Here is an 8158-nt window from a genome sequence, read left to right on the forward strand (position 1 = left end):
GATGGTGTCAGCGGCGCGCCAGCTGGATGGCGGGGCTCGCGCCGGTGCCTTCGTATCGCGCGGTGACCAGCGGAGCGTCGAGCTTGGTGACGCCACGATAGGTCATCGCCGCCCGGCACTTGGCGATCTCGGCGCGCCGGCTGAGCTCGCGCGAGCCGTCGTCGCAGAAGCGGTCGGCGGCGATGCGGATGCGATCCAGCGCGAGCTTGGCGCCGGCGTCGGAGCGCAGATCGAGCCCGCCGACGACGACCTTCATCGTCCCCACATCCTGGGCGGCAGCGGCGGTAGGCAGCAGGCCCGCGGCAAGGCACGCGGATGCCGACACGAGCGCGAGAAGCTTGCGTTGCATAGTCCCAGTCCCTTCGATTGGCGGGCCGCTCGGCGAGCGACCTGAGGAAAGGCTGCGCCCGGTGCGCACCGCTGTCCTTAACCTCATCCTCGCCATCTTTGGGGAGGCCGGAACTTTTGTCCGGCGAGGCGGCCGCCACACCCTCGCGCGCGCCTCATCAATCTCGCGGATGTGACGCGCGCGGGACCGGCCTATGGTCGCAACAGCCTGAGTTACTTGGATTTCGTATCTGGCTTTCCCGGTCTGCGCGCGCCGTCCGCGCCTGCGGACGTTCACGGCCCGCGGGGCTGACGTGGGCCAACCAAGGGACTGAACCGATGGCCTCCGAAACCCTGCACCCGCCGCTCCGCGACGCCCGCCAGACGCCCCCCGATCCCCAGAAGCTCGAAGCCTTCATGTCGAAGATGGTCGGGGACATGGGCGCGGCCGTCTCGGCCGCGCTGGTGCTCCTGGGCGACCACCTCGATCTCTACAAGACCCTCGCCGCGCTGGGCCCCTCGACGGCCGGGGAGTTGGCCCGCGAGGCGGGCGCGGCCGAGCGCTACGTGCGCGAATGGCTGAGCGCCCAGGCGTGCGCCGGCTACGTCAACTACGACCCAGACACCGACCGCTTCCACCTCGATCCCGAGCAGGCGATGGTGTTCGCCAACGAGGAGAGCCCCACCTTCATGGCCGGCGGCTTCGACGTGGTCGCGGCGATGTTCCGCGACGAGCCGCGCATCAGCAAGGCCTTCCGCACCGGTGACGGCGTCGGCTGGCACGAGCACCACGAGTGCCTCTTCCGCGGCACCGAGCGGTTCTTCCGACCGGGCTACAACGCCCACCTGGTCACCGAGTGGATCCCGTCGCTTGACGGCGTCGAAGCCCGCCTCGTCAAAGGGGCAAAGGTCGCCGATGTGGGCTGCGGCCACGGCGCCTCGACCATCCTCATGGCCAAGGCCTACCCGAACTCGCGCTTCACCGGCTTCGACTATCACGCCGCGTCCGTCACCCGGGCGCGCGAGGCGGCCGCCGAAGCCGGCGTCGACGACCGCGTGACCTTCGAGGTCGCCTCGGCCAAGACGTTCCCGGGCGACAACTACGACCTGGTGACCATCTTCGACGCCCTGCACGACATGGGCGATCCGGTGGGCGCGGCGCGGCACATCCGCCAGAGCCTGGCGCCCGACGGGGTGTGGATGCTGGTCGAGCCCTTCGCCAACGACCGCCTGCAGGACAACCTCAATCCCATCGGGCGGCTGTTCTATTCGGCCTCGACGATGATCTGCACGCCGGCCTCGCTCAGCCAGGAGGTCGGGCTCGCCTTGGGGGCGCAGGCCGGCGAGGCGCGGCTGAAGAGCGTCACCTCGACGGCGGGCTTCACCCGCTTCCGCCGGGCCGCGGAGACACCGTTCAACCTCGTGCTCGAGGTGCGCCCCTGAAGACGGACCGAGCATGGGCGCCCCTCTGCGGACCTTCACCTGCCGCTTCACGGCCCGTCGGCACGAGCCGCCGACGATCGCCTTCTATCTGACGGACCAGCCGGATCGCGCGTGCGAGCTCGCCAGGCGCGAACTCGTCGCCCACCCCGAATTCGCCGCCTTCGAGGTGCTCGAGGGAGAGACCCTGCTGTTCACCGAGGTCGCCGACCGCCGGCCCAAGGCGGCGGCGGCGGCGCACGCCCATCACGCCCGCGAGCGGTGGCGGGCGCGCTGGCGCTGGCCCGGCTCGCCCGCGCGCTAAGGGGCGGTTTTCACTCTGTCTTTCGACATTTCCGCTCCCCAATGATGGCGAGTTGACGGACTCCTGAGCGAGTAGAATATCGGACCATGGTCGAAAGACTTAGGTCTATGACGCCATCTTGGAGACGATCAATAAGGCTAAGTTTGTTGTTCGCCGGATTGGAATACAGAAGTTACTAATCATATATGACGACAACACCTGCCGCGCGCCGCGACATGACGCGCCAATATTGACCTCTCTCGACGACGTCTGACCTCCCGTCAGTGCCGGGGAGCCACCCGGCGTTTTCCGCCCCTGCGGCGGTGGAGAGGAAACATGACGATCACCATCACGCTGAACAGTTCCTTCGCGCTCGACGAAAGCTCGGGGCTGCAGACTCCTTCGACGCTCACCGACACCGGCAACGACGTCGCCGTCAGCAGCCTGCCGAGCGCCTTCTCGACGCGGCTCACCGACCTCGGCGTCAGCATGACGTACCCGACGGACATCGGGGTGGGTCAGAGCGCCGTCAACATGATCAACATCGCCAACACCGGGCCGCTCGACACTATCGGTTTCAGCGACCTGACGGGCGGGGCGCTCGACGGTGAGGCCAGCGGGATCACCACCACGGAGAACGAGGCGGTCTACCTGTGGTCCGATTCCAACAATCAGATCGTGCTCGGCAAGACGGCGTCGGACGAGATCGTCTTCGCGGTCTATATGCAGAGCTCCGCCAATTCCGACGGCACGACGGGCCTGCAGCTCTGGTCGGTGACGTTCGAGCCGCTGAAGCATCCCGACGCCACCAACCCCGACGACCAGGTCGACCTCCTCAAGTACGTGGCGGTGACGGCGACGGGGGCGCTGAGCTTCGACTTCAACACCCTGCCCTCGGGGCAGAATCTGTTCGGCACGGTCGCCAAGGATTCCAACAGCGCCGGCATCATCGTGATCGGCGAACTGCCCGTCCTCAACGCCGACGGCACCTATTCCAACGTCAGCGACACCATCAACACCTCGAAGGGCGGCGGGCCGACGACCATCGGGATTGACAACCAGATGTTCGACCCGGGCGACGGCGCCTACTTCACCTACGTCAGCGACATCGTGAACAACTACCTGTCCGGCGCCAGCGGCGGCCTGACCCAGAACGAAGCCGACGACGCCGACAACATCCAGTACACGGGCGGTCTGGTGGACTCGACCGGCGGCTTCTTCCAGGTCTCGCAGGTGCAGGGCAACACCGGCGGCACGGCCCAGATCAGCACCTTCGAATGGTCGACCGCCTACACGGGCCGCAACTTCGTCAGCCACCTCGGCGACGGGACGGCGGTGAACATCACCGACGTGCGCGTCCTGTCGAGCACCGGCGTGCTTCTTGAGGAACAGGCCGCCGGCGGCGGCGCGCCCTCGACCGACACGGCGGGCATCGCGGTGACCTACAGTGGCGGGGTCGCCACCGTCTCGGGCCTGCAGGCCGGCTATCGGGTCGAGTGGGACACCGACGGCAATCACAACCAGACCCTGATCCATGACCTCGAGGGCAAGTTCGACGTCGGGCGCTTCGGTGTGAACGAGGCGGACGTCAGCACCAAGGCCCTCACCGGCAAGGTCCTGGTGGACGACGACGGCCCGACGATCGGCCCGATCGCCAACAGCCTTGTCGACTATGCGGCGGGCGCGACGACCAACCCCGCGGTGACCTTGAATGGCGACGCCAACACGGACGGGAGCGCGGTCTACCGCATCACCTCGTTCACCACCTCCCTGACGGTGAACGGGGTCAGCCTCGTGGGCCAGAACACCGGGACCACGGTGTACTATTTCCACGACGAGACGGGCGGCACGGCCGGGACCTACGACCCCGGCGTCGACACGCTCTACTACACCCTCTCGCTCGATCAGACCGGCGCCGGCGCCTACACCTTCACCGTCAACAACGCGCCAGCGGCCCCGCCGCTGACGTTCGGCTTCGACAGCCTGCCGTCCGGCCAGAACCTGTTCGGGACCGTGGCCGCCAGCTCGACGGCGCCGGGCATCATCGTCATCGGCGAACTGCCCGTGCTGAACGCCGACGGCACCTATTCCAACACCAGCGACACGATCAACACATCCAAGGGCGGCGGCCCGACCACCATCGGCGTCGACAACCAGATGTTCGACGTCGGCGACGGCGCCTACTTCACCTACGTGCAGAACATCGACGCGCGATATCTTTCGGGCGTCAGCGGCGGCCTGACCCAGAACGAGGCCGACGACGCCGACAACATCCTCTACGGCTCGCTGAAGGAGGAGAACGGCGCCTTCTTCGTGGTCTCCCAGGTGCAGGGCAATACCGGCGGCACCGCCGAGATCAGCGCCTTCGACTGGTCCACGGCCTATCAGGCCCGCAACTTCACGAGCAACCTGGGCAACGGGACGCACGTCGATATCACCGATGTGCGCGTCTACTCGAGCACCGGAACCTTGCTCGAGGAGCAGGGAACGAGCGGAACGGCCGCGCCGAACGACCCGAACATCGAGGTCAGCATCGTCAACGGCATCGCCACGGTCTCGGGCCTGCAGGCCGGCTACAAGGTGGCCTGGGACACCAACGGGACCCACAACCAGGTGTTGGTCCACGATCTCGCGGGCAAGTTCGACATCGGCGGCTTCGGTCTCGAGCAGGCCCAGGTGACGCCCGACCAGGAGCTCGACTTCACCGCCCAGATCAAGGACGGCGACCTGGATCCGGCGACCTCGACGTTCAAGGTCTACATCGACGGCAACCACGACGGCCTGTTCAACGGACTGGCCGTCTGACGGGCGCGGGTCGGGCGCGGGACGGCTGAGGCCAGCCGCGCTCGACGTCGCCGAGAAGCCGACCTCCCCACGCGCGAGCCGGCGAGGAGGTCGGCCTTTTTGTTTCGGCCGCTCGCCCGTTTCAGGCGCGCCGAGGTTTTCCCAGCACCCCTCGCCAACCGGCATGGAGGCTCCACGCCCATGCGCTCGACCCTGTCCGCCGCCGCGGCCTGCCTTCTCTTCCTCGCGCCCGGGCTCGCCCTGGCCGATCCCTGCAAGGCCATTCCCGACCACGGGCCGCTGCCCGCCTATCTGGCGAACGGGGCGCACTTCTCCGGCCGCGTGGTCCAGGTCATCGACGGCGACAGCCTCTGCGTCGCGCTCGGCGCGCCGAGCGAGTGGGTGGAGGTCCGCCTGGCGGACTTCTACGCCCCGGAGCTCTCCGAGGCGGCCGGTCCGTCCGGCCGTTCCGCCCTGTCGCGGGTGGCCTTGGGACAGGTCGCGGACTGCCGGGCGGGGAGCCAGTCCTACGACCGCGTCGTCGCCGCCTGCCGCATCGGCGGAACGCCGATCGGCCGTCTGCTGAGGACCGCCGGTGCGCCCAGCGGCGGCCGCGGACTGGCCGCGCCACGCCGGTCGTCAGCTTCCCGGTCCTTGTCGGACGCGGTAGCGGGCGCCTACCAGGCAAGCGCCCGAACCCTCTCCGGCGCGACGGCAGGCGGGTCGGCCCCGCGCGCCTTCCGCAGTTGCGCCCAGGCGCGGGCGGCAGGCGCCGCGCCGCTCTACCGTGGCCAGCCCGGCTATTCGCCGCACCTGGACGGCGACCACGATGGCGTCGCCTGCGAGCCCTACCGCCGGCGCTGAGGCGTCGACGCCGGCTACGCCCCGACGATCCAGCCAGCCGGAAGGGTCGCCGACTGGACGCCGACGAGGATCATCTGCGTGCCGCCGCCCAGGTCGATGACCGTGTCGGAGCCGACCTGGCTGACCGTGTAGTGGCTCCCCGGATCGACCTGCACGCGGTCGCCCTCGGCCGCGTTGAAGTCGGTCACGCGATCGACCCCCGCTCCATCGAAGGTGAAGAAGGTGTCCGCGCCGGCCCCGCCGACGAGGGTGTCGTCGCCGCGGTCGCCCGAAAGCCAGTCCTTGCCGTCGCCACCGCGCACCAGGTCGTTGTCCTGTCCGCCGCGCACCACGTCGTCGCCGGCCCCGCCGTCGCAGGTGTCCGCCCCCATGTTGCCGAAGACGAGGTCGTCGCCGTCCTGGCCGTCGATCTTGTCCTCGTTCTGGCCGCCGCTCACCCAGTCGTTGCCACCGCCGGCGGCCACCGTGTCGGCGCCCTGGTTGCCGTTGATGTTGTCGAAGGCCGAGCCGCCGAGGATCTGGTCGTCGCCCTCGCCGCCGCGCAGGTAGCTGTCGCCCGTGCCGCCGTCGAGGCTGTCGTTGCCGGCCCCGCCCATCAGGGTGTCGTTGCCGATCCCGCCGGCCAGGGTGTCGTCGCCGAGATCGCCGGAGACCCAGTCGTTTCCGTCGTCGCCGGACAGCCTGTCGTTGTCGCGACCGCCGAGGATCACGTCATTGCCGGCGCCGCCGAAGATGGTGTCGTCGCCGGCGTTGCCCTGCAGGTAGTCGTCACCCGAGCCGCTGGTGACCGAGTCGAAGCCGTCGCCGGCGGCGAAGTGGTTGCCGGCGTCGCCGAGATTGGCCGTGTCGTTGCCGCCGGTGCCCGACGTCCCGCTGGTGATCACGGTGGGCGGCGGCGGCGGCGAGGGCGGCGGCGCGTTGGAGACGCTCAGGGTGAGCGTGTTCGGCGTCGCGTCGAGGTTCGTCCCCCAGCCGACCAGGCCCGCGTCCTGCACCTGGAAGGTGAAGGTCGCCTGGCCCAGGGCCGCGGGGGTGTAGACGAGGTGGCCGGCCGCGATATCGGCGGCGGTGACCACCTGGCCGGCGGTGACCGCCACGCCGCTGTTGGTCAGCGAGCCGCTGCCCGGCAGGGTGGCGATCTTGACCGCCCCCAGGCTGTCGCCGTCGGGATCGGTGAAGCCGAAGTCGGAGGCCGAAAGGGTCCGGGCGGACGAGATGTAGATGGACAGCGTCCGATCGGTTCCGTCCGGCGCATGGTTCTGGCCGAAGAGGCCGTCGTCGAACTGCAGCTGCTCGATGCCGCTCAGCTTGTCCGTGCCATCGGGGCCGGAGACCTGCAGGTCGCCGCCGCCGAGGTCGGTGATCGTGTAGTCGGAATGCAGGCCAGAGAACTCGGCGACATCATTGCCGGTCCCGCCGCTCAGGGTGTCGTTGCCGGCCCCGCCGATCAGCAGGTCGGGTCCGGCTAGGCTCGACAGCAGGTCGTCGCCATCGCCGCCGTCGACGGTGTCGTCGCTGCCGGCGCTGGTCAGGGTGTCGTTGCCGCCCAGGCCCTGGGCGCGCACGCTCTCCAGCGAGGTCAGGCCGCTGGCGTCGAGCACGTCCCCGGCGCTGGTCCCGGTGTAGTGGATGGTGTGCGGCGCCAGGCCGGTGCCGGAGAGGTCGCCGCTGATCACCACCCGCTGGCCGTTGAGGACGATGTCCTCGACGTTGCTCACGGTCAGATCGGTCGTCCCGTCGCCGTCCAGGTCGAACAGCAGGGCCGAGCCGTCGGGGCTGGGCGCGATGGTGGCCGAATGGCCGACGGCCGGCGCCGGCGCGGTGATGTTGAGCACGTCGGAGGCCGACCCGCCCAGCACGGTGGAGACTGCGCTGCCCGGCTCGTAGGTGAAGGTGTTCGGGTTGGGACCGCCGATCACCATCGGCGCCGGGGTGTAGCCGAGGTTGGCGCTGGTCAGCAGCAGGCTCGAGGTGTTCTGCAGGGTGGCCACGGTGGCGAAGCTGTCGCCGCCGCCGTTGGCGTCGATCTGCACCAGGGTCGAGGCGCCGTCCTGCAGGAGGCGCAGGAACCCGCCGGTGAACGGGTTGTCCGAGCCGTTCCAGCCGCTGAGCTTGGCGGTGAGATAGCCTGAGAGGTCCAGCACGTCGCCACTGGCCCCGGCCTGGAAGTCCGTGACGGTGAGCGAGCCGCCGAAGGCGGAGTCGAGCACCAGCTTGTCGACGCCCCCGCCGAGCGTCACCCGGTCGACTTCGCCAACCCCGGCCTGCGCCGTGATCGTGTCGGCGCCGGTGCCGCCGTCCAGGGTGTCGTTGCCGCTGCCGCTGATCAGCTTGTCGTCGCCGGCCTCGCCCTTGATCAGGTCATTGCCGGCGCCGCCGTCGAGGGTGTCGTTCCCCGCGCCTTCGTCGTTGAAGACGGTGATCGCGCCGGAGACGCCGATGCCATGGGTGTCGACGTGG

The 8158-nt window shown here is 69.3% G+C and carries 6 protein-coding genes; 4 read left to right on the forward strand and 2 right to left on the reverse strand.

What is annotated here, in order from left to right; genetic code table 11:
- Positions 1 to 7 precede the first annotated feature (7 nt).
- The gene (locus DJ017_RS17285) at positions 8 to 445 is read right to left on the reverse strand and encodes a UrcA family protein (RefSeq protein ID WP_111529889.1); all 438 of its coding nucleotides are present in this window, start codon (positions 443 to 445) and stop codon (positions 8 to 10) included.
- Positions 446 to 666: 221 nt separating this feature from the next.
- Between DJ017_RS17285 and DJ017_RS17290 the strand changes: the two genes are divergently transcribed.
- From DJ017_RS17290 to DJ017_RS20875, 4 genes are all read left to right on the forward strand, one after another.
- Positions 667 to 1770 (forward strand): class I SAM-dependent methyltransferase, encoded by a 1104-nt coding sequence (locus DJ017_RS17290; RefSeq protein ID WP_111529890.1) that lies wholly within the window; start codon positions 667 to 669, stop codon positions 1768 to 1770.
- Between the two features lie 13 nt (positions 1771 to 1783).
- Positions 1784 to 2071: a hypothetical protein gene (locus DJ017_RS17295; protein ID WP_111529891.1), complete on the forward strand. Its 288-nt coding sequence runs from the start codon at positions 1784 to 1786 to the stop codon at positions 2069 to 2071.
- A gap of 315 nt (positions 2072 to 2386) precedes the next feature.
- Positions 2387 to 4855: a hypothetical protein gene (locus tag DJ017_RS17300; RefSeq protein ID WP_111529892.1), complete on the forward strand. Its 2469-nt coding sequence runs from the start codon at positions 2387 to 2389 to the stop codon at positions 4853 to 4855.
- 180 nt (positions 4856 to 5035) lie between these two features.
- A complete protein-coding gene (locus DJ017_RS20875; RefSeq protein ID WP_227000186.1) occupies positions 5036 to 5698 on the forward strand; it encodes an excalibur calcium-binding domain-containing protein in 663 nt (220 codons plus the stop codon).
- 14 nt (positions 5699 to 5712) lie between these two features.
- Here the strand turns inward: DJ017_RS20875 and DJ017_RS17310 are convergent.
- Positions 5713 to 8158: calcium-binding protein (locus tag DJ017_RS17310; protein ID WP_133255480.1), on the reverse strand; the 2446-nt coding region annotated here is incomplete at its 5' end.

Source organism: Phenylobacterium soli, from assembly GCF_003254475.1.
In the GTDB taxonomy this organism is placed as follows: Bacteria; Pseudomonadota; Alphaproteobacteria; order Caulobacterales; family Caulobacteraceae; genus Phenylobacterium; species Phenylobacterium soli.

Coding starts and splice junctions, on each gene's coding strand:
- DJ017_RS17285 (WP_111529889.1), bottom strand. CDS start 445: ATGGCGAGGATGAGGTTAAGGACAGCGGTGCGCACCGGGCGCAGCCTT.
- DJ017_RS17290 (WP_111529890.1), top strand. CDS start 667: ATGGCCTCCGAAACCCTGCACCCGCCGCTCCGCGACGCCCGCCAGACG.
- DJ017_RS17295 (WP_111529891.1), top strand. CDS start 1,784: ATGGGCGCCCCTCTGCGGACCTTCACCTGCCGCTTCACGGCCCGTCGG.
- DJ017_RS17300 (WP_111529892.1), top strand. CDS start 2,387: ATGACGATCACCATCACGCTGAACAGTTCCTTCGCGCTCGACGAAAGC.
- DJ017_RS20875 (WP_227000186.1), top strand. CDS start 5,036: ATGCGCTCGACCCTGTCCGCCGCCGCGGCCTGCCTTCTCTTCCTCGCG.